This is a genomic window from Bradyrhizobium sp. SYSU BS000235 (assembly GCF_049747295.1).
Lineage (GTDB): Bacteria > Pseudomonadota > Alphaproteobacteria > Rhizobiales > Xanthobacteraceae > Afipia.
On record NZ_JBMHJM010000002.1, the window covers coordinates 231047 to 256921 of the forward strand.

Annotated in this window: 26 protein-coding genes; 6 read left to right on the top strand and 20 right to left on the bottom strand. The window is 58.8% G+C overall.

The genetic code is table 11. The annotated features are described in order from the left end of the window. Positions 1-22: 22 nt before the first annotated feature. The gene (locus tag ACP0KA_RS26400; protein WP_424631919.1) at positions 23-556 is read right to left on the bottom strand and encodes a GNAT family N-acetyltransferase; all 534 of its coding nucleotides are present in this window, start codon (positions 554-556) and stop codon (positions 23-25) included. A 105-nt stretch (positions 557-661) separates the two neighbouring features. Between ACP0KA_RS26400 and ACP0KA_RS26405 the strand changes: the two genes are divergently transcribed. Further along, positions 662-1402, top strand: coding sequence for an SDR family NAD(P)-dependent oxidoreductase (locus ACP0KA_RS26405; RefSeq protein WP_424631920.1), 741 nt, complete (start codon positions 662-664; stop codon positions 1400-1402). An 18-nt stretch (positions 1403-1420) separates the two neighbouring features. Here ACP0KA_RS26405 and der read toward each other — a convergent pair whose 3' ends face one another. The 7 genes from der to ACP0KA_RS26440 all read right to left on the bottom strand — a co-directional run bounded on the left by der (position 1421) and on the right by ACP0KA_RS26440 (position 11485). After that, positions 1421-2824 (bottom strand): ribosome biogenesis GTPase Der, encoded by a 1404-nt coding sequence (der, locus tag ACP0KA_RS26410; RefSeq protein ID WP_424631921.1) that lies wholly within the window; start codon positions 2822-2824, stop codon positions 1421-1423. A gap of 95 nt (positions 2825-2919) precedes the next feature. Beyond that, positions 2920-3477: a hypothetical protein gene (locus ACP0KA_RS26415; protein ID WP_424631922.1), complete on the bottom strand. Its 558-nt coding sequence runs from the start codon at positions 3475-3477 to the stop codon at positions 2920-2922. Between the two features lie 20 nt (positions 3478-3497). Then, positions 3498-4151 (bottom strand): tetratricopeptide repeat protein, encoded by a 654-nt coding sequence (locus ACP0KA_RS26420; protein WP_424631923.1) that lies wholly within the window; start codon positions 4149-4151, stop codon positions 3498-3500. Between the two features lie 1116 nt (positions 4152-5267). After that, on the bottom strand, positions 5268-6113 hold the full coding sequence (locus ACP0KA_RS26425) for a Crp/Fnr family transcriptional regulator (RefSeq protein ID WP_424631924.1): 846 nt from the start codon (positions 6111-6113) through the stop codon (positions 5268-5270). 301 nt (positions 6114-6414) lie between these two features. Next, positions 6415-9741, bottom strand: a complete 3327-nt coding sequence (locus ACP0KA_RS26430) for an EAL domain-containing protein (RefSeq protein WP_424631925.1) — start codon at positions 9739-9741, stop codon at positions 6415-6417. Positions 9742-10047: 306 nt separating this feature from the next. Further along, positions 10048-10896 (bottom strand): 3-methyl-2-oxobutanoate hydroxymethyltransferase, encoded by an 849-nt coding sequence (panB, locus tag ACP0KA_RS26435; RefSeq protein WP_424631926.1) that lies wholly within the window; start codon positions 10894-10896, stop codon positions 10048-10050. Between the two features lie 4 nt (positions 10897-10900). Continuing rightward, a complete protein-coding gene (locus tag ACP0KA_RS26440; protein WP_424631927.1) occupies positions 10901-11485 on the bottom strand; it encodes an NnrU family protein in 585 nt (194 codons plus the stop codon). A 189-nt stretch (positions 11486-11674) separates the two neighbouring features. On the opposite strand from ACP0KA_RS26440, the gene ACP0KA_RS26445 reads away from it, so the two are divergent. Then, positions 11675-12649 (top strand): Bug family tripartite tricarboxylate transporter substrate binding protein, encoded by a 975-nt coding sequence (locus ACP0KA_RS26445; RefSeq protein WP_424631928.1) that lies wholly within the window; start codon positions 11675-11677, stop codon positions 12647-12649. Between the two features lie 26 nt (positions 12650-12675). Further along, complete coding sequence (locus tag ACP0KA_RS26450) at positions 12676-13125, top strand: SRPBCC family protein (protein ID WP_424631929.1); 450 nt, start codon at positions 12676-12678, stop codon at positions 13123-13125. Here the strand turns inward: ACP0KA_RS26450 and ACP0KA_RS26455 are convergent. The 4 genes from ACP0KA_RS26455 to ACP0KA_RS26470 form a co-directional block, all read right to left on the bottom strand. Next, positions 13115-13864, bottom strand: a complete 750-nt coding sequence (locus ACP0KA_RS26455; protein WP_424631930.1) for a site-2 protease family protein — start codon at positions 13862-13864, stop codon at positions 13115-13117. The genes ACP0KA_RS26450 and ACP0KA_RS26455 overlap by 11 nt on opposite strands. Before the next feature lie 5 nt (positions 13865-13869). Beyond that, entirely contained in the window at positions 13870-14160 is a 291-nt protein-coding gene (locus tag ACP0KA_RS26460; protein WP_424631931.1) for a hypothetical protein, read from the bottom strand. A 90-nt stretch (positions 14161-14250) separates the two neighbouring features. Continuing rightward, complete coding sequence (locus ACP0KA_RS26465) at positions 14251-14868, bottom strand: hypothetical protein (protein ID WP_424631932.1); 618 nt, start codon at positions 14866-14868, stop codon at positions 14251-14253. Positions 14869-15002: 134 nt separating this feature from the next. Further along, the gene (locus tag ACP0KA_RS26470) at positions 15003-16622 is read right to left on the bottom strand and encodes a peptide chain release factor 3 (RefSeq protein ID WP_424631933.1); all 1620 of its coding nucleotides are present in this window, start codon (positions 16620-16622) and stop codon (positions 15003-15005) included. Positions 16623-16780: 158 nt separating this feature from the next. Here ACP0KA_RS26470 and sugE point away from each other — a divergent pair, with 158 nt between their 5' ends. Then, the gene (gene sugE / locus ACP0KA_RS26475; protein ID WP_424631934.1) at positions 16781-17095 is read left to right on the top strand and encodes a quaternary ammonium compound efflux SMR transporter SugE; all 315 of its coding nucleotides are present in this window, start codon (positions 16781-16783) and stop codon (positions 17093-17095) included. A gap of 5 nt (positions 17096-17100) precedes the next feature. Here the strand turns inward: sugE and ACP0KA_RS26480 are convergent, their stop codons facing one another. From ACP0KA_RS26480 to ACP0KA_RS26515, 8 genes are all read right to left on the bottom strand, one after another. Next, positions 17101-18108, bottom strand: coding sequence for an anion permease (locus ACP0KA_RS26480; RefSeq protein ID WP_424631935.1), 1008 nt, complete (start codon positions 18106-18108; stop codon positions 17101-17103). 3 nt (positions 18109-18111) lie between these two features. Beyond that, positions 18112-18756 (bottom strand): DUF47 domain-containing protein, encoded by a 645-nt coding sequence (locus tag ACP0KA_RS26485; protein WP_424631936.1) that lies wholly within the window; start codon positions 18754-18756, stop codon positions 18112-18114. Between the two features lie 132 nt (positions 18757-18888). Then, a complete protein-coding gene (locus ACP0KA_RS26490; RefSeq protein WP_424631937.1) occupies positions 18889-19857 on the bottom strand; it encodes a branched-chain amino acid ABC transporter permease in 969 nt (322 codons plus the stop codon). A gap of 1 nt (position 19858) precedes the next feature. Beyond that, a complete protein-coding gene (locus ACP0KA_RS26495; protein ID WP_424631938.1) occupies positions 19859-20722 on the bottom strand; it encodes a branched-chain amino acid ABC transporter permease in 864 nt (287 codons plus the stop codon). An 80-nt stretch (positions 20723-20802) separates the two neighbouring features. Next, on the bottom strand, positions 20803-22029 hold the full coding sequence (locus ACP0KA_RS26500) for an ABC transporter substrate-binding protein (protein ID WP_424631939.1): 1227 nt from the start codon (positions 22027-22029) through the stop codon (positions 20803-20805). Positions 22030-22149: 120 nt separating this feature from the next. Continuing rightward, on the bottom strand, positions 22150-23370 hold the full coding sequence (locus ACP0KA_RS26505; protein ID WP_424631940.1) for an ABC transporter substrate-binding protein: 1221 nt from the start codon (positions 23368-23370) through the stop codon (positions 22150-22152). Positions 23371-23436: 66 nt separating this feature from the next. Next, the gene (locus ACP0KA_RS26510; RefSeq protein ID WP_424631941.1) at positions 23437-24150 is read right to left on the bottom strand and encodes an ABC transporter ATP-binding protein; all 714 of its coding nucleotides are present in this window, start codon (positions 24148-24150) and stop codon (positions 23437-23439) included. Beyond that, a complete protein-coding gene (locus ACP0KA_RS26515; RefSeq protein ID WP_424631942.1) occupies positions 24143-24898 on the bottom strand; it encodes an ABC transporter ATP-binding protein in 756 nt (251 codons plus the stop codon). The genes ACP0KA_RS26510 and ACP0KA_RS26515 overlap by 8 nt, the downstream gene beginning before the upstream one ends. Between ACP0KA_RS26515 and ACP0KA_RS26520 the strand changes: the two genes are divergently transcribed. Together ACP0KA_RS26520 and ACP0KA_RS26525 are read left to right on the top strand one after the other, a co-directional pair. After that, positions 24794-25120, top strand: a complete 327-nt coding sequence (locus ACP0KA_RS26520) for a hypothetical protein (RefSeq protein WP_424631974.1) — start codon at positions 24794-24796, stop codon at positions 25118-25120. The two genes, ACP0KA_RS26515 and ACP0KA_RS26520, sit on opposite strands and share 105 nt — an antisense overlap. Before the next feature lie 138 nt (positions 25121-25258). Further along, the gene (locus tag ACP0KA_RS26525; protein ID WP_424631943.1) at positions 25259-25861 is read left to right on the top strand and encodes a PAS domain-containing protein; all 603 of its coding nucleotides are present in this window, start codon (positions 25259-25261) and stop codon (positions 25859-25861) included. The last annotated feature ends 14 nt before the right edge of the window (positions 25862-25875 follow it).

Sequence of the window (25875 nt, forward strand, 5' to 3'; positions counted from 1 at the left end):
TCGTAAGCTCGCTGCAGTGAGCTTAAAAGAGGTCGCGCACCATGTATTGCGCGCCACCTTCATAGCTATCGAGCGTTCGCGCTAACGTTCGATCCTGCGTCGCGGTGAATCCCTGCCGTTGCCAAAAGCCCGCTGACCCGTTGACCGCGATCAGCGACATATGGCGGATCCCTTCCGCCAGCGCATACTCCGCGAGCCACGCGACAATCTGGGCAGCTGCGCCGGTGTTTCGAACCGCGGGCGAAAGCGCGAGATCGTGGATGTAAAACGTGGACGGGCTGGCCGGCAAAGCTCCCAATAGCGAATTGAGCGGCGGCGCCTCAAAACGCCGCCATGGATGGCTGACGACGTAAGCCTCCGCTTGACCGCCACGGTCGAAGACTCCGCAGCCGGCCGGATACAGCGCGAGCCGTTCGACGAACACCGCATCGTCCTCCGGAAACGCGGGATGAATGGAGGCCGCGAGGGCACTGGCAGCCGGGAGGTCCACTTCAGCCATAGGCCGCCACCGCCCCTCGGCGGAATGCAGGTTCAGGTCCATGACCTCATCTACCATGAATGGCGGCTCCATTCTGCCATTCCGGTCTTGTGCCGCACGACCACCGCTTTAAAAGACGGTCCACGAGCGGCCGAGGTCGGCCGCGTGATGAGGATTTCTTTGATGGCTGCCGATCTTTCCTCCCGCATCGCTCTTGTGACCGGCGCATCGCGCGGCATCGGCTACGCTACGGCTCGCGCCCTCGCGCGCGCAGGCGCCCACATCATTGCGGTCGCCCGGACCCAGGGAGGGCTTGAGGAGCTCGACGATGACATCCGAAAGGATGGTGGAACAGCAACCCTCGTCCCGCTCGATATGACGGACCTCGACGGCATCGCCCGGCTTGGAGCGGCACTGAACGAACGTCACGGCAAGCTCGACATCCTCGTCGGCAATGCCGGCCTCGCGGGAACATCCTCGCCCCTCGGCCACACCGATCCCAAGTTCTGGGACAATGTGATGGCTGTGAACGTCACAGCAAACTTTCAATTGATCCGCTGTATGGAGCCGCTTCTGCGGCAGTCGGATGCGGGGCGTGCGGTGTTTCTCACCTCGGGAATTGCCCACCAGGCCAACGCTTATATGGGCCCCTACGCAGCGTCCAAAGCCGCGCTGGATGCGCTCGTTCGCGTCTGGGCTCACGAGACGGCGACAACACCCATCCGTGTCAATCTGTTCAGCCCGGGGCCGATCCGCACCCGCATGCGCGCGACAGTCATGCCGGGCGAAGATCCGATGACGCTCGATACGCCTGAGCAGGTCGCGGAGTTTATCGTTCCGATGTGCGCCCCATCATGGATGGAATCCGGCAAACTCTACGATTACCGGACCAAGACAATCATGACGTTCCGGCTGCCAGCTTAAGATCGATCATCCGGATTTCTAGGACTTCCGTTTGGCTTTATGCGCAAACGGATTTGCCTTCTCGCGCAGCGTAATCCGGATCGGCGTGCCGGGCAGTTCAAAGGTGCTGCGCAGGCTGTTGCTCAGATAGCGCAGATAGGATTCCGGCACCGCGTCGGCGCGAGAGCAGAACACCACGAAACTCGGCGGACGCGCCTTGGTCTGTGTGATGTAGTTGAGCTTCAAACGACGGCCCGACACCGCAGGCGGCGGATTGTTATGGACCGCCTGCTCGAACCAGCGATTGAGCTGACTGGTGGATGCACGCCTGTTCCATACAGAATAAGCATCTTCAATCGCCTTCATCAGTCGATCGATGCCCTCACCCATCAGACCTGAGACGGCGACGACCGGTGCGCCTTTGACTTGCGGCAGCCAGTGATCCACATCCTCGCGTAACTTTGCGATCTGACTTGGCGCCCGATCCATCAGATCCCATTTGTTGACCGCGAGTACGATCGCACGGCCTTCACGTTCGATAAGATCCGCAAGGCGCAAATCCTGCTCTTCGAAACGGTTTTGCGCGTCCATCATCAGCACGACCACTTCGGCGAAACGAACCGCGCGTAATGCGTCCGACACCGAGAGTTTCTCGAGCTTGTCCTCGATACGCGAGCGCCGCCGCAGACCGGCCGTGTCGAACACACGAAAATCACGCCCCTTCCAGGAGACGTCGACCGCGATGGAGTCGCGGGTTGTGCCGGCCTCGGGGCTGGTCAGCAGGCGCTCTTCGCCAAGCAGATGGTTGATCAGTGTGGACTTGCCGGCATTGGGACGGCCAAGCACGGCGACGCGAATGGGGCGTGTCGAGAGACTTTCATCGGCCCCGTCAACGTTCGCAAACGAATCCGGATCCCCATCCTCATCTTCGTCATCATGGACGGGCTCGGGCATCAATTCGCGCAAGGCATCGTAGAGGTCGCTAAGGCCTTCGCCGTGCTCGGCAGAGACCGGGATCGGATCACCGAGCCCAAGCGCGTAGGCCTCCATCGCACCGGCATCGCCATGCTTGCCCTCGCTCTTGTTGGCGAGCAGCAGAACCGGCTTGTTGGCACGGCGTGCAAAATCGGCAAACGCACGGTCGTTCGGAGTCAATCCAGCGCGGGCGTCGATCACGAACATCAAAGCATCTGCCGAGGCGATGGCAGCCTCAGTTTGCTCCTGCATGCGCGCGGTGAGTGAGCCCTTGGCGCCTTCGTCGAGACCCGCAGTATCGATAATGGTGAACTCGAGATCGCCGAGACGGGCGTCACCTGCACGTCGGTCACGCGTGACACCGGGCTGGTCATCGACCAATGCGAGCTTCTGTCCAACAAGCCGGTTGAACAGGGTCGACTTGCCGACGTTTGGCCGGCCTATGATGGCAATTGTAAACGACGACATGTTCGATCCGTTCGCCCTTTACGGACCACGTGTCAATAAAAAGGATCAGCTGAAGCGCCGCGGTTCATGAAGAACCGCGGCCAAACCTAAGAAAATCAGCGCGCGAATCCGCCGCTCGGCAAAGGCGCCGGGAATGGCGTTGATGATTGCTGTGGCGGCGGCGCAGGAGGCGGCGGAGCCGCTTGCTGGGCCTGCGGGGCCGGCGCATCCGGAGGTGGAGCGGTAATCCGCTTGCGCTTCACCTTGGGCGGAGGCGGCGCTGGCGGGACCGCAGCTGCGCCCCCCTCGTCCGACTCAGACGGCGCCGCATTTTGTGCTGGCTCGGCCGCTGGAGCAGACCGCGCGGCGGTGTGAGAGCTGGACCTGCGCTTGGCTTTCGGCTCGGGTGCCGGCGGTGGCGGCGGAGCCGTCTCGGCTACAGGCGCCTGATCCTGCTGCTGTTGCGCCCCCTTGTAGAGGTCCTTCGGGACGCCCTGCTCGACGCCCGGAACGCCATCCGGAAATACCGGCTTACGCTCGCCTGGAATCTTCTTTTTGGTGTCGAACCAATCCATCAGATCGGTCGGATCGAAACTACTACTGCTACATCCCGCCAATGCCATACCAATGGCTGCCAAGACGGTGATAGCAATCAGGCGCTGCGAAAGACGCATCGATTTCATCCGATCAAGCTTCAGCTTTTGGCCGCAGGTGGCAGCAGCGCCTGCAGGGCCTCCGCGCGGCTACGCATCCCCGCTGGCGTTTGCCCATCATTGGCTATCATGTCGAGCCACTGACGCGCCGCGACGGCATCGTTATTCCGCCATGCTGACAAAGCGAGAAGCTCACGGGCCGAATGCCGGTAGGTGCGGTCCGGGCCCGTCGCAGGCTCAAGCCGCTGCCGCATGGCATCATAAGGTGCCGTTTCCATCAGCAGGCTCCCCGCACGAAGACGAGCCAGATCCTGTTCCGAAGTCGACATCGCTGGGTTTGCAGTGATTGAATCATAAAGCTTCGCGGCCTCCTGCGGATCGCGGACCGCGACCTCCGCAGCGGCGCGCAGCCGCGCCAGCCCGGCGTATCCCCGTGACGAGCCTGCGGCGATCTTCGCGAACGCGGCCTCTGCCTCGGCGTGTTTGCCCTGCTCGGACAAGGTGATGGCAGCTTCGAAAGCCGAACCGGCCTCGGCAGCCTGCTTGGCCTGCCAATACTGGTAACCGCGCCAGCCTCCGACGGCTGCGATAATCAGAATCGCACCGGCCACGATGAAGACCGAATACTGCTCCCAAAGCTTCTTGAGCTTCTCGCGGCGCAAGTCTTCGTCAATTTCACTAAATAATTCAGACACTTATGTCGTCCCGCCGATGTTTATTGAGAACGCCACACAGCCGCGCGGCTCGCGCGCGCTCCCCAATGTGGCGGCGGCGATACAGTACCGGTATGGCGGCCACAAGGCAAAGCAAGACGGACCAGAGCCTTAACGATACCGGCCGGCGGGCGGCCAAGGTCCATTGCCCCTCCCGGCCGAGGGCCGGGCAATCAGTCAAAGGTCTGTCCCCGACAGTGGCACTAACCTTCTTCAACTTTAGTGTGCCGATGCGGAGTCTTTGCGCTGGATGAGACGACTGATTTTGGCACGGGTGCTATGCATTTGGAGCCGGCGGGCGCGGCAATAATCTCGCCGCTGTAAACCCTCTTGGTACGCGGGGATGTTTCGACATATTGCGCCGGGCATCCTCGCACATCACCGACATCGATGAATGGTTGATGCGTGCCGCGCGCCGATGATAAGAGCCGCGACCTCTCAATTCGAAGATTCGTAAAGATTCGTGAAATGTACGTCGTTCTATTTCTCTCTGCGAGCTTGTTCGCTCTCGCGGCCCTCATCTGGGTCAGGACAGTTCGCAACCGCCCTGCCGCATGGAGCAGGAAATTTGGTTGATGCCGACGCAGACATTCCGAAAGCATTAACCCGCTAACGCCAACGACCGACTCGACCACACATCAACAACATTGTTCGATGAAGGTAAGCACGGGTCCCTCCGTGCTTGCTACCCCAAGCCAGGCCGGCTTCCCCCCAAGTAAGCCGGCCTACTTGTGGAGAGAGCGGATCGCGTCGTGCATGGCTGCCTGCGCCATCGATCGATTTGCCGTCAAGCAAATCTCGACGATCATGAGTCCGCAAGAAGATCGCAACACCCGATCTGCCAATACTCAAGCCCGGCAGAACGGCGGGCTTTTTCTTTGCTCAAAACAGCAAAGCCGATGCGCTCACCACCGATGAAGCGCGACCATGCCAACAAATCTGATCTGAATCTAAGATAGAAGGATTCCGGGGCTCGCCCCCTGCTCGAACTACAAGCGCAAAGAAGACCCTCACACGATCGGCTTCGTTTGCTCTCAATGCCGAGCAGAGCGGCGAAAACGCCGACAGGTCAACCATGCGGAATAGTTCAATCGTAAATCAAATCGCGCGCTGCTCAAGCAGAGTTTCATAGCATTCGCAGGACAATGCTTTCAGTGCCAGCAAGTCGATGATCCTGATCACGCCGCGGGAGTAGCTAATCACACCTGCACCTTGCAACTTCGATGCAACATCGGTCACTGACGTGCGGCGCACGCCGAGCATTTCCGACAGAAACTCCTGCGTCAGGGTGATGGTATCGCTTCCGGTTGTTTCGCGCGTCTGCAGCAACCACCGGCAAAAACGCGCCTCGACTTTGTGCAAAGCATTGCACGCAGCACTGATACGCGCCTGAACTAACAAGAACTCGTTGTAGTCAATGCAGAGGTTCTGAAGCTCTCGGCTTCCTTGCGTAGCTTTTCTGAATTGCAGCGATGGAACGCGGATCGCAGTGATCGGCATCTGGACAATTGCTCGGACCCTCGAGATGTACGGTCCAAACCCAACCATAGCACCAAAGACACCGTCGCGGCCGACGGTCGCGGTCTCAATCGCCTTGCCATCCTTCATCACAACAACGATTGAAATCATGCCGCTCAGAGGGAAGTAGACAGACTCAATCTCCTCACCGGCCTCAGCCAACACGACGCCCTGCACGAAAGCTCCGAACACGAAATGTGGGCTGAGAGTTTCGAAGGCTTCGCGCGACAGGGTTGCGAGTAATTTATTTCCGCGCGGATCAATGTGAGGACCGTTCAATTCAATACCCTGCCCGTCCGGGCTGTTGGCACCGCAGCAGATGAGGAAAACCCGGCGTCCCGATTCGACGCCGCTGCGGATTATTTCCACTACGCGAGCAACAAACGCGTTGTCCGCCCGGAACCCGACATAAGGCTCCGCTAACACAACGGAATATCAGGTGATTTTCACTCGGACCGAAAAGCCCGGTGCTTTAAGAGCCAACGATCGCGCAGATGTCAGGTTCCATAAAGGCCTATGCATCGGCAGATAGAGCTCATGCAGGTCCGCCTCGAATAGCCAGAAGAGTTCGTTCCCCAAGGCGAAGAGGTCGGTATTTTCCAAATGCGATGAGAGCTTCGAAACGAGTTCCGAAAACTGGAACCAGAACTTGCTGCGCGGCAACAACAGGACAGGCCGACGAAACAAGCGACTTGCAGTGGCCGAACTGTTTCGATCTGTCTTGGACTCACGCCGTCTTGCGCGTGCCCCGCTCGAACAACGTTTCGGCAGACTGTGGGCGTCCCGTCAGATATCCCTGAACGGCGTCACAGCCCTCGCGAGCCAGCATCGTCAGTTGTTCTTCGGTCTCGACGCCTTCCGCAAGGATGGGAATGTTGAGACTTCGACCGAGACCGATCACCGCGCGAACGATCGCCTGGGAATGCTTGTTGCGCTCGAGATCCATAATGAATGCGCGATCGATCTTGATCTTGTCGAATGAGAACGAGTGAAGATAGGACAACGACGAATATCCGGTGCCGAAGTCATCAAGAGCGATATCGACACCGATTGCTTTGAGGCGCTTCAGGATGGAAACCGCGCGCGAAAAGTCGTCGATCAAAACGCCTTCGGTAATTTCCAATTCCAGCAATGACGGCGAGAGATTGGATCTTAGAAGAGCTGAAACCACGATCTCCGGCAGATTACCCTGCTGGAATTGGCGCGGGGAAATGTTGACCGCAATCTTTTTAGGTTGCGGCCACGACGCTGCTTCGCGACACGCCTCACGAAGAATCCATTCGCCGAGTTGAACGATCAAGCCGCTCTCCTCCGCAAGCGGAATGAATACGGCAGGCGATACGTTTCCGTATTTGGGAGAATTCCAGCGCGCCAGCGCCTCGTAACCAGTGACTTCGCGGCGCATGCTGACTTGAGGTTGGTAGTAAAGCGTGAATTCCCCTGCAGAAATCGCCTGCCGCAGATCTTCCTGCATCGCGCGGCGCTCGCGCACCTGGACGTCCATTTCGGAATTAAAGTATTGAGCCGTTCCCCGGTCATGGCCCTTTGCCCGATAAAGCGCCAAATCCGCGTTCGCGAGCAGGCTCTGCGTATCTGTGCCATGCTCCGGGTACACCGCGATGCCGATGCTCAAGCCAACATGAAGCGATTGCCCATCGAAATCGATCTTTTCCGCCATAGCCGACAAGAGCCGTGAGGCCAATTCGAGCGAAATATTGCCATCCCCATCATCAGCCGTGATGAGCATGAATTCGTCGCCGCCGAAACGGGCAACGAATGCATCCGTCGCTGTTGCGGAAAGACGAGCAGCAACTTCACGCAAAACGTGATCGCCTGCCGAATGCCCATGAAGGTCATTGATCTCTTTGAAGCCATCGAGATCCAGACACATCACGGCGACGCGCGTGTTCTGCGCAGCTGCATTCGCAATGGTCGCCGCGAAACATTCATCAAAAGCGCTACGGTTAGCGAGATCCGTCAGGCGATCATGGTGAGCCATATACGCGATACGAGTTTCCGCCTCGCGCCGCTCCGTAACGTCTTCCAGCAAAACGACAAGGTATTCTGCAATTCCAGCGTCACTCCGGATCGCCACGCGCTGAGACGTGACAAGCTTCGTCGCTCCAGCCGAAGTCTCGATCGAGTGATCCCCGGAAAGCAGTGGTCCCTCTTGAAGCAGAGCGTTCGTATCGAGCTGAGTGGACAGCTCTCCGGCGGCGTTGGGATAGATTTCCAACGATGATCTTCCAATCCACCTGTCGCGTTCGATACCATACAGATTTTCTGCCGCCCGATTAACCAGGGTCACGCTGCAATTGCGCGCGTCCGTCGCGCATGGAGGGACCTTCTTCACGATAATGGGCAGCGGAACATGCTCGATGACCGTGTCGAGGAACTTTTGCGCACGTCGCAGATCGGCCTCAGCCGTTCGTTGTTCGGTAACGTCTACGCTTGCGACAAGTCGCGCTTCCCTGCCCTCGTAATGCAACGAATGAGAATAACTGCAAACCTCGAAAATGCTGCCGTCCGCACGCTGATGACGCCGGATATGCCTCCCGGTATCCCTTTTCGGCATTGATCTGACGAAGGTGGCAAAGCGCTCGCGCTCTTCGACAGGCCGAATATCGAGTACGGATAGCTGGAGGAATTGCTCACGGTCGTAACCGTATTGTTCAATCGCCGCATCATTGACCGCGAGAAATTCAAGCGTTTCGCGATCGAACACCCACATCGCGATCGGATTGTTATCGAACAGAAGCCTGAACGATTCTTCGCGCAACGTACTCTCGGTCACGTCTTCATGCGTAGAGATGTAGCCGCCGCCCGGGATCGGCTCGTTGACCACACGTATCGTGCGGCCATCCGCAACCTGCAGAGTGTGCTCGGTTCGGAAACCCCTTCCAACTTCGTCGAGGACCCGGCGCTGGTATTCGGCTGGATCGCCTTTGAACGTGCCTGACGCCTTGCGATAATTCAGCAGATCCCTCAGCGGCGCCCCTGGCTGAGCGACCTGGGCAGGCATGTTGTACATGCGAAGATAGCCCTCGTTGCCAACAACGACCCGGGCCTTATCATCGAATATCAAAAGCCCTTTCGCGGTATTGTTGATTGCGGAGCTGAACTGCGCATTGTGGGCATTGATGTTGCTTGCGAGACGTCTCGTCCCGATAAAAACGACGATGCCGATTGCGATGAGGACAATTGCGGCAGCGCCAACCAAGTAAAACGCGGCCTCGCGCCAGACTGTCATGGCGTCCGCAACGCTTGCGGTAACCACCACAAACACGGGATGGTTCGGCAGCCGGCGCACCGCCATCAGTTTATCAGTACCGTCGATCGGGCTTACGCCACGCACTTCCACGGCATTGCCGGATACCAGCGAGTCGCGAATGCCCGGAAATAGCCGGCCGATGACAGATGCCTTTCTGGGAACGCGAACCAGCAACGTGCCGTCTTCGCGGAAGAGTGCAATCGTGCTGCTCTGGCTCGGCTTGATGCGCTCGAAGTAGCGCTCGAGGTAATCAAGGTGAATGACACCGTTGATCGTCCCCAGAAAGTGGCCGTGAGAATCCGTCAGCTTGCGCGCAATATTGAATCCGTATGAGTCACTCGCCGGAATCCGGACCGGTCGTGTGACTGTTACTCTCGACTGGGGGTTGGAGCGAAATGCTTCTGCGGCTTTTGAACTTAGCGGTCCGTTCGCGGATGCCACGATCGTCGCAGTGCTATTGACCAGACTGCCGTCGACAGCTCCGATGCCAAGCTCCGAGATGTGCGGAAGGGCTGCGATATTATTTCTAAGAACAGTGCGAACTTCCTTGCTCGCCATGTGGAAGTTGAAGGCGTCGGGAGTGGTGATCTTGAAGCGCTCGATATCATTCGACAGAGCGCGTTGAGCCATTTCAACCGACTGGAACGAGCGATCAGTCTCCTCGGCGAGGATCACCGCGAGGTTTCGCAAGTCCGATTTTTCATGTTCGACGAGGCTCTGGTGCAATGTCAGGATCACGGCAGCCGTGGCGGCCACGAACAGCAGCGCCAAAATCGCTGTCACTGCGATGATCCATCGGCTCAGTTGCCGCGCACCTCCTCTGAACAGAGAAGGACGCATTGGCGCCTCATCCGACTTTCGATCCGGATTCGCTGATCCCTGGGATTCCGCTCGCATTGTTCTTGTCTTTTTTCAACTGCGAGTCGCACCATCTCAGCCTTCAATTAAAATACTTCCTTGGTATTCTTGTAATCAGCGAAGAAATTTCATTAACCCTGACGAAATGTAATCACCCGGCCCACATTTAGCCGACCGCGCGATTACCATTAAGTACCGGATTTATATCAGCAAAACGGCTTTAGCCTGGATTTAGCCTTTGGGCTTAACTCCATAGACGTGCTCGGGTCCGGGAAATGCCCGCGAACGAACTTCCGCGGCGTAGTCCTTGATCGCGGCCTCAATGCCTGGACCGAGATTGCCATAACGTTTGACGAATTTTGGAACCCATGGCGACAGCCCCAGCATGTCCTCCAGCACAAGCACCTGGCCATCGCATGCGGCACTGGCGCCGATGCCAATGGTTGGGACCGGCACGACTTCGGTAATGCGTCGCGCCAAAGGCTCCGCCACGGCTTCGACCACCATCGAAAACGCGCCGGCCTGAGCTACTGCGACCGCATCGTCCTGAATAGGACCACCGCCGTTGCCGCCCTCCATCAGTTTCAACGCTTCCTCGCGCCCCTGCGACTTGAAGCTCCCGAGGGTGTTGATCGATTGTGGTGTGAGGCCAACATGCGCCATTACGGGAATGCCCCGTGTGGTGAGAAACTCGATCGTCTCCGCCATGTGGACCCCACCTTCGAGCTTCACCGCGCCGCAATGGGTCTCTTTCAAGATGCGCGCTGCGGAATGAAACGCCTGCTCCTTCGAAGCTTCATAGGAGCCGAACGGCATATCCACCACGACCAGAGACTGTTTTGAGCCTCGCATCACCGCATGGCCCTGCAAGATCATCATATCGAGCGTGACCGGCACCGTGGTCTCAAAGCCGTGCATCACGTTACCGAGCGAGTCGCCGACCAGGATGACATCGCAATACTGATCGACCAGCGACGCAGTATGCGCATGATAGGAGGTCAGCATGACGATCGGCTCGCCACCCTTGCGCTTGAGAATGTCGGGGGCGGTCTTACGCTTTACCGTCGTTTGCACGGACATAGTCTTAAACTCCAACTACAGGAACGCCGATCACCAGTGGATGAAAGGCAAAAGCGAGAGCGAGATAGGCCACTGTCCCGACCACAACCGCGACCAGGTCATTACCGAGACCACCAACCGGAATGGGTGGTGCACCAGGATCTTCGCGGCTTTTCAGGGAAATACGATCGTACACTGCCCACGCGAGAACAGAGCCGAACAGGATGATCGAGCCGAGATCGCCATTGGCGAGGAGGTGTAGCACGGCCCACAACTTCACGCCCGCAAGCATAGGGTGCTTGACCGTCGCATAGATGCGCCCGCGGATATAAGACGCCACCACGAGAATGATTGCAGGCAGCATCAGGCCCAGCGCAATGTGCCGCATGGCAACCGGCGGATACCAAACATTGATCCACTCTGTCGCACGATAAGTGCTGAAGCCTCGTCCGATCAGGTAAATGCCGACGATGGCGATCACTGAATAAGCGATTTTGTAGCCGCTTTCACCGAGACGCGCGATGATCGCCGCGCGCGTGTCGCGCAACGTCGTCAGGACGTGGGTGCCAAGAAACAGCACCAACCCTACAACCATCGTCAGCAGTCCCATGTCCCCCACCTCTCAAATCCCGCATCCGGGACGGGTCTCTTGAAACCACCAGAACGTTATCTGTCGAACGTTTCCTCTGCGTGCCGAGACTGCTAGGGTCGGGCTACGCTGTGCTCGGGTATCATTTTTAGGGTCCCGCGCGCAATGCCGCTTCCGCATCGCAACCCTGCATTAACCCCCTCAAAACCCATGAAAATCGCTGCTCTTGCCGGTCTGGCGCTTGCCGTCGCCATGATCACCGCCGCCCCGGCCCAAACGCCCGCGCCATGGCCACCCAAGCTGGTCAAGATCGTTGTCCCCTATGCGGCGGGCTCGACACCGGACCTCGTCGGCCGTGTGCTCGCCGACGATCTGCAAGCACGGCACCCCGGCTCCAGCTTTGTGGTCGAGAACAAAACCGGCGCTGGCGGCAATATCGGCACCGATGCCGTCGCCAAGGCTGAACCGGACGGCGCAACGATCGGCATCAGCCTCGGTGGACCGCTTGCCATCAATACGCTGCTGTTCTCGAAGCTGCCTTACGATCCGGCAAAAGACATTGCCCCGATCACGCTGCTCACCTCGTTACCAAGTGTGCTGGTGGTGCCGACCAGCCTTGGCATCAATTCGGTGGCTGATTTCGTCGCAGCCTTGAAGCGTGATCCTTCCAAATTCGCGTTCGGGTCCATCGGCGCAGGTTCGCTGTCGCACCTCACCATGGAAGCCATCGCGCAGCGCGCCGGTGTGACCATGACCCACATTCCTTATGGTGGCTCGCCGCAGGCCATTACGGCGGTAATCCGCGGCGACGTTCAGGCGGCGTGCCTTCCCGCCATCGCGGTCACGCCCCAGCTTGCCGAAGGCAAGGTGAAGATCCTTGCGGTTGCAACCCCTCAACGCTCGCGCTTTCTAAAGGACGTCCCGACGCTGAAGGAAAGCGGCATCGACGTGGAGTCGGATGCATGGAACGCGCTGATCGCACCTGCCGGTACGCCACCAGCCATCATCGCCCAGATCAACGACGAGGTGCGCGACACGTTGACCAAGCCGAGCGTGCGCGAAAAACTCGAAACGCAACTGATGGAGCCTACTCCCTCAACGCCCGAAGCCCTGCGCGTACGGATGGGGGCCGAGATCAAATTATGGGCGGATGTGATCAAACGCGGTGATATCCGAATAAATTAGCTTCCCGTGATGGATACGGAATTGCCATGACCTTTGCCTTCGAGCGTAGCCATAACATCATCATCGACGCGCCGGCGAAGGCTGTGTTCGATTACGTCACCAATCCGCAATCCTGGCCGGAATGGCTGGCGGCGTCGCATCACATCGACAGTGAAAACCGGCCGCTCGACACGGGCGAAGTGTTCAGCGAGAAGTGGCATATCCGCTCCGGCGAAGTCTCGCTGAACTGGATCGTACGGGCCTGCGTCAGTCCCAAGCTCTGGATCGTGCAGGCTGAGACCGACTTCATGGGCCCCATCGTCATTCAATACACCTGCGAGGAAGCAGAGGGACGCACAACGTTCACCCGAACGGTGCGCAATCCTGCCCGCCCCAAGCCGCCCACCGATGATCAACTCACACGTATCGATGACGAAGCAGCAATCGGGCTGAAAAACATCAAGGCGAACGTCGAGAAGCGAATACTTAAATCCTGATCGCGCGGCCGCCGCGGGCCTGCTGAAGCGCGTCCCAATTGATCATAAACGGCGGCGGCGACCAGATCGGGACGCCGGCCATGGTCGACACCAGCAGCACGAACTTGGCAATCGCTCCAAACACGGTGCCAAGCGCAGCAACGACAAAGGTCGCCGTGTGCGCGCCGTAACGCTTGGCGACAAGCATGTACAGCAGTCGGCCGCCATCGAGCGGAAACGCCGGCAGCATGTTGGCAATGGCTAACGCGGCGTTGAGAAAGCATGCGAACCGCGCGATGTGCACGATGCTCGTGGGAGGAACGAGTACGTCCGCAGGATTGAACGAGAACTGCTCAGGCGAGATGTACCGAACAACGGCAAGAACGAGAAGTGCTAAGAGCGCCAATGCGGCGTTCGATAGCGGCCCCGCAATCGTGATCGCAAAATCATGGCGCATCAGGCGTGGTGAGGTCGCAAAATGGACGACGCCACCAAACAAATTAATATCGATACGGCGGGCCGTGACGCCGTAGTGACGCCCCACCTTGGCATGGGCCAATTCGTGCAGCAGGATCGAGCCTAGCAACACTCCTGCGCCGCAGATCACCAGCAAAGGTCCAATACCGCCGGGCAAGTGCCAGAAATGAAACGTCAGTACGAAGGCTGCAAGGAAGAATGTCGGATGGAGCACGACAGGTGCCTTACCAAATCGGCCGATCTCAATCGTTCCATCGCTAAAGCTCAATGTTGGAAATCGCATTGGCATCAGTCCGAATGATTGTCACGGCGAAAGAAATGAAAAATCATGTGCAGCCAGAACACGTCACCGGCTGCGCGCTCACCACGCAGCCACTGATACAGGGAGAAAAACAGACACATCACGAAAAGAGCACCGGCAAGGATCAGGGCTTCCTGATTGGAGACATCTTGTGTGCGCGCGACGATCCAGCAGACTACGAACGCGACCGGTGAAAGAATGAGAAACATGCGGGCGCGCACCTGCGCCTGCTCGGGCGTGTCCTCTGGGCCGGTTTGTGTGTGCCGTTGACCATCCATCCCGCCACTCCCATCCGAATTATTGGATCCTCGGAGATTGGTCGCGGCAGGCAGGAGTTGGGTTCAGCAGAAAGCTTGCTAAAGGAAGCACTATTGCTTTGGGGAAGTCTGGCTGAGCGGACGATTGTCCACGTAGCGGATCATGATCGGCCGTCCCGCGATGGCCCCGCCCAGCCCATGGCTCAAGGTCAGCGGCGTGCAACCGTTCAGCGCCTCCTTGATGGCGCCGAGATAGACATCACGCGTCTGCCCAGAAACGCCGTCGGTCGCGTAAGTGACGCGCGGCGGCCCGATCAACCCGCCATCGCGCTTGAACGAGAATTTCACCGACATCTGCATCCCTTCGCGGGCTTCGTTCTCCGGCGGTGGCGTCCAGCAGGACCGCAGGGCCGCGAACAGATCGCCAATCGTGTCGAGATCGTGATCGGGCTTTACATATTTCGAAGCGTCTTTGCCGTCCGGTTTGCTCAGGACGGTCAGTTGCAGGTTTTCGCCGATCGGATAGTCAATCTCGGGTATGCATGGCCCGTGATTGAGCGGGCTGCAATAATATGGCGTGCAAGGCCCCTCGCTCAGCACGCTGCACGGCGAATGTGAAAAGGGTATTGGATTATTCTGATTCTGACGCTGCGAGCGGGCGTCGGATGGCGCGGCCGCAACAATCAACGCCGCAAACGTGAGGATGAATAAAGCCGTACGTTGGAGCATGAAACCGCTCGCAGCCCGTGAACACCTTAGAAATAAGGCACGAACACCTCGCATCAAGGTCATCGCGCGAAGTTGAAGACCGCGCGACACATCGATGCAATACGGGAAGCCGGACTAAATGAGCTATTTCGGGCTCACGCCCTCTTCTTCACGTCCTTGACGCTCGAAAAGGTGATGCCGTCAGAACGCTCGCGGGTGTAGTCAAGATAGAACTGGTTCTTGGCCAGAAACACCGGATCGTTGTCGACGTCGTCGGCAACACCGGAATTATTGGCCGCCAGAAAAGTGTCGAGCTTTTTTCTGTCTTCCGCCGCGATCCAGCGCGCCAGCTGGAATTCGCTGATCTCGAAATCCACCGGCAGCGAATACTCAGCATCCAGTCGCGCCTTCAGCACGTCGAGCTGCAGCATGCCGACGACGCCGACCAACGCCGGCGCACCGTCGCGCGGCCGGAACACCTGCACGACGCCCTCTTCCGACATCTGCTGCAGAGCTTCCTTGAGCTTCTTGGCCTTCATCGCATCCGTCAGACGCACGCGGCGCAAAATTTCCGGCGCGAAGCTCGGCACGCCGACGAAGTTGATATCCTCGCCCTCGGTCAACGTGTCGCCGATGCGCAATGTGCCGTGATTGGGAATGCCGACGACGTCGCCCGCAAATGCTTCATCGGCGATGGCGCGATCCTGCGCGAAGAAGAATTGCGGCGACGACAGGCTCATGTTCTTGCCGGTGCGCACCAGCTTCGCCTTCATGCCACGGGTCAGCTTGCCGGAACAAAGTCGCGCGAAGGCAATGCGGTCGCGATGGTTCGGATCCATGTTCGCCTGAATCTTGAAGACAAAGGCGCTCATCTTGGGATCAGCCGCTTCAACCTTGCGCTTATCGGCCTCCTGCGCGCGCGGCGGCGGGGCATAACGGCCGAGACCTTCCAGCAGATCGCCGACGCCGAAATTACGTAACGCCGAGCCGAAAAACACCGGCGTCAAATGGCCCTCACGGAAAGCTTCTAGATCGAACGGCTTGCATGCCTCCGATACCAGCGCAAGTTCTTCCTCAACCGCATTGGCGTCGAGGTTGGGATTGCGCGAGGCAAGATCCGAAATTGCGATCTGCTCGGCCTGTCCCGTCTTGGCGCCGCCGCCCTCAAGCAGCCGCACACCGCCGGTTTCAATGTCGTAGGTGCCGAGAAAATCGCGGCCGCGACCCACCGGCCATGTCATCGGCGTGGTGTCGAGGGCCAGCGTCTTTTCAATCTCATCCATCAGGTCGAAGGGATCGCGGCTTTCGCGGTCCATCTTGTTGATGAAGGTGATGATCGGAATGTCGCGCAACCGGCAGACCTCGAACAGCTTGCGGGTCCGCGCCTCGATGCCCTTGGCCGCGTCGATCACCATCACAGCCGAGTCGACGGCCGTGAGAGTCCGGTAGGTATCTTCCGAGAAGTCTTCGTGGCCCGGGGTGTCGAGCAGGTTGAAAACGAGGTCCTGAAACTCGAACGTCATCACCGACGTGACGACGGAAATGCCGCGCTCGCGCTCGATCTTCATCCAGTCCGAACGCGTGTTGCGGCGCTCGCCCTTCGCCTTCACCTGCCCTGCCAGATTGATAGCGCCGCCGAACAGCAACAACTTTTCCGTCAGCGTCGTTTTACCGGCGTCAGGATGCGAGATGATCGCGAACGTACGCCGGCGCTTCACCTCCTGGGCGAGCGGCGCGCGCGATGGGGACTCAGTGGTCACTGCAATGTCGGTCATGGTGGCGAGCGTGTGGCAAAGAAACGCGGCAGGATCAAGGAAGATTCAGAACTCCATGCACTTGCATCTTGTTCCTCTCCCTGTATATTTGGGATGCGAGGACGACCTCGACATCACCGACATCTGCAGGGACGGCCCTGCCATGAAAGGATACCTCCATGGCATGGGGAATACTGTTCATCGCCGGATTGATGGAAATCGGCTGGGCGATCGGCCTCAAATATACTGACGGTTTTACGCGTCTGGTGCCCTCGGCGCTGACCCTGGTCAGCATGGTCGCCAGCGTCGTCCTGCTCGGCCTGTCGCTCAAGACACTCCCGGTCGGCACGGCCTATGCGGTTTGGACCGGCATTGGCACCGTGGGAACCGCCCTGCTGGGCATCTGGCTGCTCGGCGAACCCGCCACCGCCATCCGTCTCGCCTATATCGGCTTGATCATCGCCGGCATCATCGGGCTGAAACTCGTCTCCTGACGCAATCAGTGGACGAACAACGAGACGGCATAGAACGTTGCGCCCGCGACGAGCGCCGATGCTGGGATCGTGAAGATCCAGGCAATCACGATGGAGCCGGCCACGTTCCAGCGCACGGCCGACACGCGACGGGCGGCACCGACACCAACGATGGCGCCCGTAATGGTATGCGTGGTCGACACCGGCACACCAAGGAACGTCGCCATGAACAGCGTGGCGGCGCCGCCGGTCTCCGCACAAAAGCCCTGCATCGGCGTCAGCTTGGTGATGCGCAAGCCCATGGTGCGGACGATCTTCCAACCGCCCATCAAAGTGCCCAGCGCCATGGCAGCCTGACAGGACAGCACCACCCAGAACGGCACGCTGAACTCGGTTCCAAGGTAGCCTTGCGAGTACAGCAGGACCGCAATGATGCCCATGGTCTTCTGGGCATCGTTGCCGCCGTGCCCCAGCGAATACAGCGAGGCTGAAGCAAACTGCAGAATTCGGAACGCGCGATCGACCGCAAACGGCGTCGAGCGGACCGAGGCCCATGACACGATCGCCGTCAACAACAATGCGAGCAGAAACCCGACGAGCGGCGACAGCACGATGGCGAGCAGCGCCTTCGATAACCCGCTCCACACGGCAACCGAAATTCCGGCCTTGGCGACACCTGCCCCCAACAACCCACCGATCAGCGCATGCGAACTGCTCGACGGCAGGCCAAGGGCCCACGTGACAATGTTCCATACGATGGCGCCGCTCAACGCGGCAAAGATCACCTGTGAGTCAATGACTTCGGGGTGAATGATGCCCGTACCGATCGTCTGTGCGACGTGAAGGCCGAACACGGCAAATGCAATGAAATTGAAGAAGGCGGCCCATGCCACCGCGTATTGCGGTCGCAGCACACGGGTGGACACGATGGTCGCGATCGAGTTGGCAGCGTCATGCAGTCCGTTGAGAAAATCGAACACCAGCGCGACAGCGATCAGCCCTACCAGGACCGGAAAAGCCAGCGAAGCATCCACGGCCTAGACCTGCTCGATTACAATGCTGTTGATCTCGTTCGCCACGTCGTCGAACCGATCCGCCACCTTTTCGAGGTGCTTGTAGATTTCAGTGCCGACGACAAAGTCCATGGCGCTGCCATCCCGATGTTTGAGGAACAGCTCCCTGAGACCAATGTCGTTCAGATCGTCGACGCGGCCCTCGAGCCGGGTAATTTCCTCGGTCAGCGCCGTGAGGGTCACGACATTCTCGCCCATCGACTGCATCAACGGAATGCAACGGCCCACAAGCGTCGCGCATTGGACCAGGATGGTTCCGATCTCGCGCATCGGCGGTTCAAACGTCCGCACCTCGAACAGGATCACAGCCTTCGCCGTCTGCTGCATCTGGTCGATGGCATCATCCATCGCCGTGATCAGGTTCTTGATATCGCCGCGGTCGAACGGCGTGATGAAGGTGCGCCGAACGGCCATCAGCACCTCGCGGGTGACCTGATCGGCATCGTTTTCGAACTGGCTGACACGCTGGCAATACACCGGGGTTTCCTCGCCCCCGCGCATCATTTCCTCGAGCGCTTCTGCCCCCTTCAGCACCGCCTGTGAATGCTTGGCAAACAGGTCAAAGAACCTCTCCTCCTTCGGCAAGAGAGCACGAAACCAGCCAAGCATGATCATTCTCCGGAAGGACAGACGTCATCTATCTGTCACAAACCGCTTCGCACGCCAACTGATGCCGCCCAAGATATCTTGGGCGGTCATCCACTGGTTTGTGCGACCGAGAAAGCTCTATAAATCAGTCGATTACAGCGACCGCTTGAAGAAATGGGCGATTTCGCCGATGACACCGCGGCGGAAGGTCAGCACGCAGATGACGAAGATCGCGCCCTGAATCACCTGCACCCACTGGCCGAAGCCGGCCAGATACTGCTGCATGGCGATGATGACAAAAGCCCCGACCACCGGCCCGAACACGGTGCCGAGGCCGCCCACCAGGGTCATCAGCACCACCTCGCCCGACATGCTCCAGTGCACGTCCGTCAGCGAGGCGTTCTGCGCCACGAACACCTTCACGGCACCGGCCAGGCCCGCCAGCGTGCCCGACAGGATGAAGGCCAACAGCTTGTACTGGTCGGTCTTGTAGCCGAGCGAGATCGCCCGCTGCTCGTTCTCGCGGATCGACTTCAGCACCTCGCCGAACGGCGAATTGATGGTGCGGTGGATCAGCAGGAAGGCCGCCAGGAAGATCGCCAGCACGACGTAATAGAGCGTGATCGGCTTCGACAAGTCGAAAAGGCCGAGCATGATGCCTTGCGGAATGCCCTGAATGCCGTCTTCGCCGTGGGTGAATGGGGTTTGCAGGTAGATGAAGTAGATCAGCTGCGACAGCGCCAGCGTGATCATCGCAAAATAGATGCCCTGACGCCGGATCGCGATCAGTCCCGTCACCACGCTCATGGCGGCAGCCGCCAGCATGCCGAACAGGATGCCGAATTCCGGGCGGAAGCCCCACTCCTTCACCGCATGCGCCGTGGCGTAGCCGGCGGTGCCGAGGAACATGGCGTGGCCGAACGACAGCAGGCCGCCATAGCCGATCAGCAGGTTGAAGGCACAGGCGAACAGCGCAAAGCACAGCGCCTGCATCACGAAGTACGGGTAAATCGGGGTCAGCGGCACGGCGGCCAGCAGCACCGCCATGATGACGAACGCGATCATTTCGTCGCTGGTGGAACGCCCCGTTGCAGGAACGGCATTGTCAGTGATTGTCGCCATATTAGTTTGCCCGTCCCGTCAGTCCCGTTGGCTTCACCAGCAGCACCAGCACCATCAAAACGAACACAACGGTGTTGGAAGCTTCCGGATAAAAATACTTGGTCAATCCCTCGATCACGCCGAGCGCAAATCCGGTGATGATCGATCCCATGATCGAACCCATGCCGCCGATCACCACCACCGCGAACACGACGATGATGAGGTCGGCGCCCATCAGCGGACGCACCTGGTTGATCGGAGCCGAGAGTACCCCGGCCAATGCGGCAAGGCCGACACCCAGCCCATAGGTCAGGGTGATCATGCGCGGCACGTTGATGCCGAAGGCGCGCACCAAAGTGGGATTTTCAGTGGCCGCGCGCAGGTAGGCGCCGAGCCGGGTACGCTCGATCAGATACCAGGTCGCCACGCAGATCACGAGCGAGAAGATCACCACCCAGCCACGATAGATCGGCAGATACATGAAGCCGAGATTGACACCGCCCTTAAGCAGATCCGGGATCGCATACGGCAGACCGGATGAGCCGAAATAGTTCTGGAACACGCCCTGGATGATGAGCGCGAGGCCGAAGGTCAGCAGCAGGCCGTACAGGTGATCAAGCCCGGTCAGCCACTGCAGCATGGTGCGCTCGAGCAGAATGCCGAATCCGCCGACAATGACCGGCGCAAGGATCAGCGCCCACCAGTAGTTAATCCCGCCATAGGTCAGCAGGAAGTACGCACAGAACGCTCCCATCATGTAGAGCGCGCCATGCGCGAAATTGATGATGTTGAGCATGCCGAAAATCACGGCAAGCCCAAGACTGAGCAGCGCGTAAAAGGAGCCATTGATCAGTCCGACCAAAAGCTGGGCGTAGAGAGCTTGCATCGTATTCGGTCTTTCGCGCTCAGTTTGACATGGTAGCGAGAGATGCCCGGCGGCGACGCCGGGCATCTCAAATTACGTCATTACTTCTTCAGCAACGGGCACGAGCTCTTGTCGAGCGGCGTGAAAACCTGATCTGCCGGAATGGTGGCGACCAGCTTGTAGTAATCCCACGGTCCCTTGGACTCGGAAGGCTTCTTGACTTCGAACAGATACGCCGGATGGATCTTGCGACCGTTCGGCTGGATCGAGCCCTTACCGAACAGCGGATCGTCCGTCGGCATGGCCTTCATCGCGGCGACGATCTTGGCGCCGTCATGCGAATTGCCACCCTGAGCGGCGAGCACCTTGAGATAGTGCGTCACGGCCGAGTAGACGCCGGCATGAACCATGGTCGGCATCGCGTGGTTCTTCATGCGCTCCGCGAAGCGCTTGCTGAACGCGCGGGTCTGGTCATTCATATCCCAGTAGAAGGTCTCGGTCAGGTTCAGCCCCTGCGCCGTGTTCAGGCCAAGCGCATGGATATCGCTGATGAAGACCAGAAGACCGGCGAGCTTCTGACCACCGGCGACAATGCCGAATTCTGCGGCCTGCTTGATCGCGTTGGTCGTGTCGCCACCCGCGTTGGCAAGGCCGATGACCTTCGCTTTTGAGGCCTGCGCCTGCAGCAGGAAGGACGAGAAGTCGGAGGTGTTCAGCGGATGCTTGACGGAGCCGAGGACCTTACCGCCCGCTTCCTTGATGACGGCAGACGTATCACGCTCGAGCGCCGCGCCGAACGCATAGTCCGCAGTCAGGAAGAACCAGGTGTCGCCTCCCGCCTTGGTCATCGCACCGCCAGTGCCATGCGCAAGGTTATAGGTGTCGTAAGTCCAGTGAATGGTGTTGGGCGTGCATTGGGCATTCGTGAGATCGGAAGTCCCTGCTCCCGAATTCAGGAAGACCTTGTTCTTTTCCTTGGTCAGGTTGCTGACAGCCAACGCCACGCCGGAATTCGGCACGTCGACAATGACGTCGACCTTGTCCACGTCATACCACTGGCGCGCGACGTTGACGCCGACATCCGGCTTGTTCTGGTGATCGCCGGAAACGACCTCGATATTCCAACCCTTCTTGGTCAGGCCGGAATCCTCAACGGCCATTTGCGCCGCGATTGTCGAACCTGGACCACCCACGTCGGCATACAAGCTCGACTGATCGCTGAGCGAGCCAATCTTGACGTTCTTGTCCATGGTTTGCGCCGAGGCGCCAGTGGCCATACCCAACACCAGAGCGGTGCCGAGCAACAGCGCAGAAACACGTTTATTCATAATTCCTCCATCGACTTATTTAACTCGCTCCTGAACCATTCCTCGCGGCCCACGAACGAGAGCGCTTATTAAACTTCCACCTTCAGCCCCGGCGGCGGTGAGACCGTCGGGGAAATTCAGCTACATCTTCAGCAGCGGACAGGAACTCTTCTCAAGCGGAGTGAACGCCTGGTCAGCCGGAATAGTCGCAACCAGCTTGTAATAGTCCCACGGCCCCTTCGACTCCGAGGGCTTTTTTACTTCAAAAAGGTAAGCCGGGTGAAGCTTGCGACCGTTCGGCTGGATGGTTCCCTTGCCGAAGATGATATCATCGGTCGGGGTCGCCTTCATCTTCTCTACGACCTTCAAGCCGTCATGAGAATTTCCGCCCATCGCATCCAGCACCTTGAAGTAGTGGATGAGGGACGAATACACCCCCGCCTGCACAGTCGTCGGCATGCTCTTATTCTTCGAACGCTCCTGGAAGCGCTTGGAGAACCCCCGGGTGTTGTCGTTCAGATCCCAGTAGAAGGTCTCGGTAAAGCTCAGACCGTTTGCAACGTTCAGCCCGAGCGCATGCACATCGGAAATGAACATCAACAGCCCGGCGAGCTTTTGCCCGCCCTTCACAATTCCGAATTCTGACGCCTGCTTGATGGCGTTGATGGTGTCGCCGCCAGCGTTTGCAAGGCCGATCACTTTTGCCTTCGAGGCTTGAGCCTGCAGGAGGAAGGAAGAGAAATCGGAAGTGTTGAGAGGGTGCCGGACGCTGCCGATGTTCTTTCCACCCATCGCGGTCACGGCGTTGGTGGTGTCGCGCTCCAGCGCCGAACCGAAAGCGTAGTCAGCGGTCAGAAAGAACCAGGTGTCTCCGCCGCTCCTGACCATGGCGGAGCCCGTGCCATTGGCGAGTTGATACGTGTCGTAAGCCCAATGAATGGTGTTGGGCGAACATTGAGAGTTGGAGAGATCGGACGTCCCAGAACCCGAGTTCAGATAGACGCCGTTCTTTTCCTTCACCACATTATTGACGGCGAGGCCGACAGACGATGTCGGCACATCAACGATGACATCGACCTTGTCGCGATCGAACCACTGACGGGCAATATTCACGCCGACATCGGGTTTGTGAAGATGATCGCCGACAACAATGTCGATCTTCCATCCCTTCGCAAGCAGGCCTGAATCTTCGACAGCCATTTGCGCGGCAAGCGTCGAACCCGGCCCGGTGACGTCGGCATACAAACCCGACTGGTCGTTCAGCACACCGATCTTTGCGACCTTGTCCAGCGCGAAGGCCGCCTGCCCCGCACCGAACACCAAGGCAGCGCTCATCATCAAAGTCGAAACTGTTCTTTTCATGAGTTCCTCCCTTTGCTTGTGATTGAGCGATTTCTTGTTAAATCTCGATCGCTTTCTCTCGTGTCCCTACACGCCGAGATAGGTGTGCAGCTTGTCCATGTTGGCCTGGAGCTCGGAGTTCGAGAATGCGTCAATGATCTTGCCGTGCTCCACGATGTAGAAGCGGTCCGCCAGCGTCGACGCAAACCGGAAGTTCTGCTCCACCAGCAAAATGGTGAAGCCTTCCGACTTCAGGCGAGAGATCATACGCCCGATCTGCTGGATGATCACCGGCGCCAGACCTTCGGTCGGCTCGTCGAGCATCAAAAAGCGCGCCCCGGTGCGCAGAATGCGGGCAATCGCCAACATCTGCTGCTCGCCGCCGGACAGCTTGGTGCCCTGGCTGTTCAGCCGTTCCTTGAGGTTTGGAAACAGCTCAAAGATTTGCTCGATCGACATGCCCCCGCTGCGGATGGTGGGCGGCAACATCAGGTTTTCCTTGACGTCGAGGCTGGAGAAAATGCCGCGCTCTTCCGGACAGAACGCCACGCCGAGCCGCGCGATCCGCTCCGCCGGCAAGCGGATCAGGTCCTTGCCCTCGAACATCACCGAGCCGGTGCGCTTGGCAAGAATCCCCATCACCGACTTCAGTGTCGTGGTCTTGCCGGCGCCGTTGCGGCCGAGCAACGTCACCACCTCGCCCGGACGGACATCGAAATTGATGCCGTGCAGAATGTGCGATTCGCCGTACCAGGCCTCTAAGTTCTTGACGGACAGCACAGGAGTTGCCGCGTTACTCATGGCCAGCTCCCAGATAGGCTTCCTTGACCCGCGGGTCCTTGGTCAGCGTGGCGTAATTGCCTTCCGCAAGCACCTTGCCACGCGTCAGCACCGTGATGGTGTCCGACAGATTGGCCACCACATTCAGATTATGTTCGACCATCAGGATGGTGTACTTCGCCGAAATGCGCTTAATCAGCGCCGCCACCTTGTCGATGTCTTCGTGGCCCATGCCAGCCATCGGCTCGTCGAGCAGCATCATCTCCGGATCGAGCGCCAAGGTGGTGGCAATTTCCAGCGCGCGCTTGCGGCCATAGGCCATCTCCACCGCGGGCGTGTTGGCAAACTCACTCAAGCCGACATCGTTGAGCAGTTCGCGCGCCCGGTCATTGAAGCGGTTGAGCACCGCTTTCGAGCGCCAGAAATCGAACGAGCTGCCGTGCTGGCGCTGCAACGCCACGCGCACGTTCTCCAGCGCCGTGAGGTGCGGAAACACCGCCGAGATCTGAAACGAGCGCACCAGGCCCAGCCGCGCCACATCGGCCGGCGCCATCGCGGTGATGTCCTGGCCCTTGTACAGGATCTGGCCACGGGACGGCTGCAGGAACTTGGTCAACAAATTGAAGCACGTGGTCTTGCCGGCCCCGTTCGGACCGATTAGCGCGTGAATGCTTCCGCGTCGCACCCGGAGGCTGACATCACTCACGGCCACAAAGCCCGCGAATTCCTTTGTCAACCCGTGGGTTTCAAGGATGAACTCATCAGACAAGCAAATTTCCCCCGTCAGCCTTCACGCATGCTGCCGCGTGTGACCGAATTTTTGTCGCTGTACCGTGCGATCCGCTTCGATGAAAGCGCACCTGACCGGCAACCTCCGGGCAGGAATATGCAGCGAATTGCAAGCGTTGCGCAAGATGCAATGCTGCTCAGCGAAAAGCTTCATCTAAGCAAAAAGCCCAATACCGACCGTGACATGCGTCACCGCTGTTAGCGCGTGCAACAACGCTTGGAAAGAGATCGTTAAGCCTATTCCTGCGGCAAACCGCCTTTTCACGGAAAATTTCAACATCATGCGGATGAATGGTGATCAGTTATTTCCAAGCACGTTCCATTTTTCAGGATCTTGTTCATGGAATTCGAAAGCGCCAGCCCGGCGATCGTGAGATCGATCAAGCAACGGGACCTTTTGAATACCTGGCTGCGTCTTTATGCCAGGCAAGAACGCATTCCGGGACTGTCCGACTACCAACCGGAACGCATTGCCGACGAAGTCGACGACCTCGTCTTTTACAACGTGATCCGCGAAAGCGGCATGTCGAGATTTGTCATCGAAAGCGACGGCACGCGGATGTCGAACGCTTACGGCGCCAGCGGCAAAGGCCGCTACCTCGATGAATATGTCGGCGCCAAGCTCGCACCGATCATCATTCCGATCTACCAGGAGTGTGTTCGCCGGCGGCTTCCCGTCTTTACGATCTCAAAAGTTGAAGATCTCTATGGGCGCAAGGTCGACTACGAACGCTTGCTGATGCCGTTTTCAACCGGCGAAGACATCACTCATATTGTCGCCTCGCTGAAAACGATTTCCGACGACGGCGGATTTGAAATCCGGAATCTGATGCGCGCGAACAACGTGCTGCCGATCTATCAGCTTCGCGCAATCATCGACCACGACCTCTTTCACAAGAGGCCGGGCCGGATCGCACCAGGCGATATTATCGAATTCGTTTGAGGTTGGATATCCGC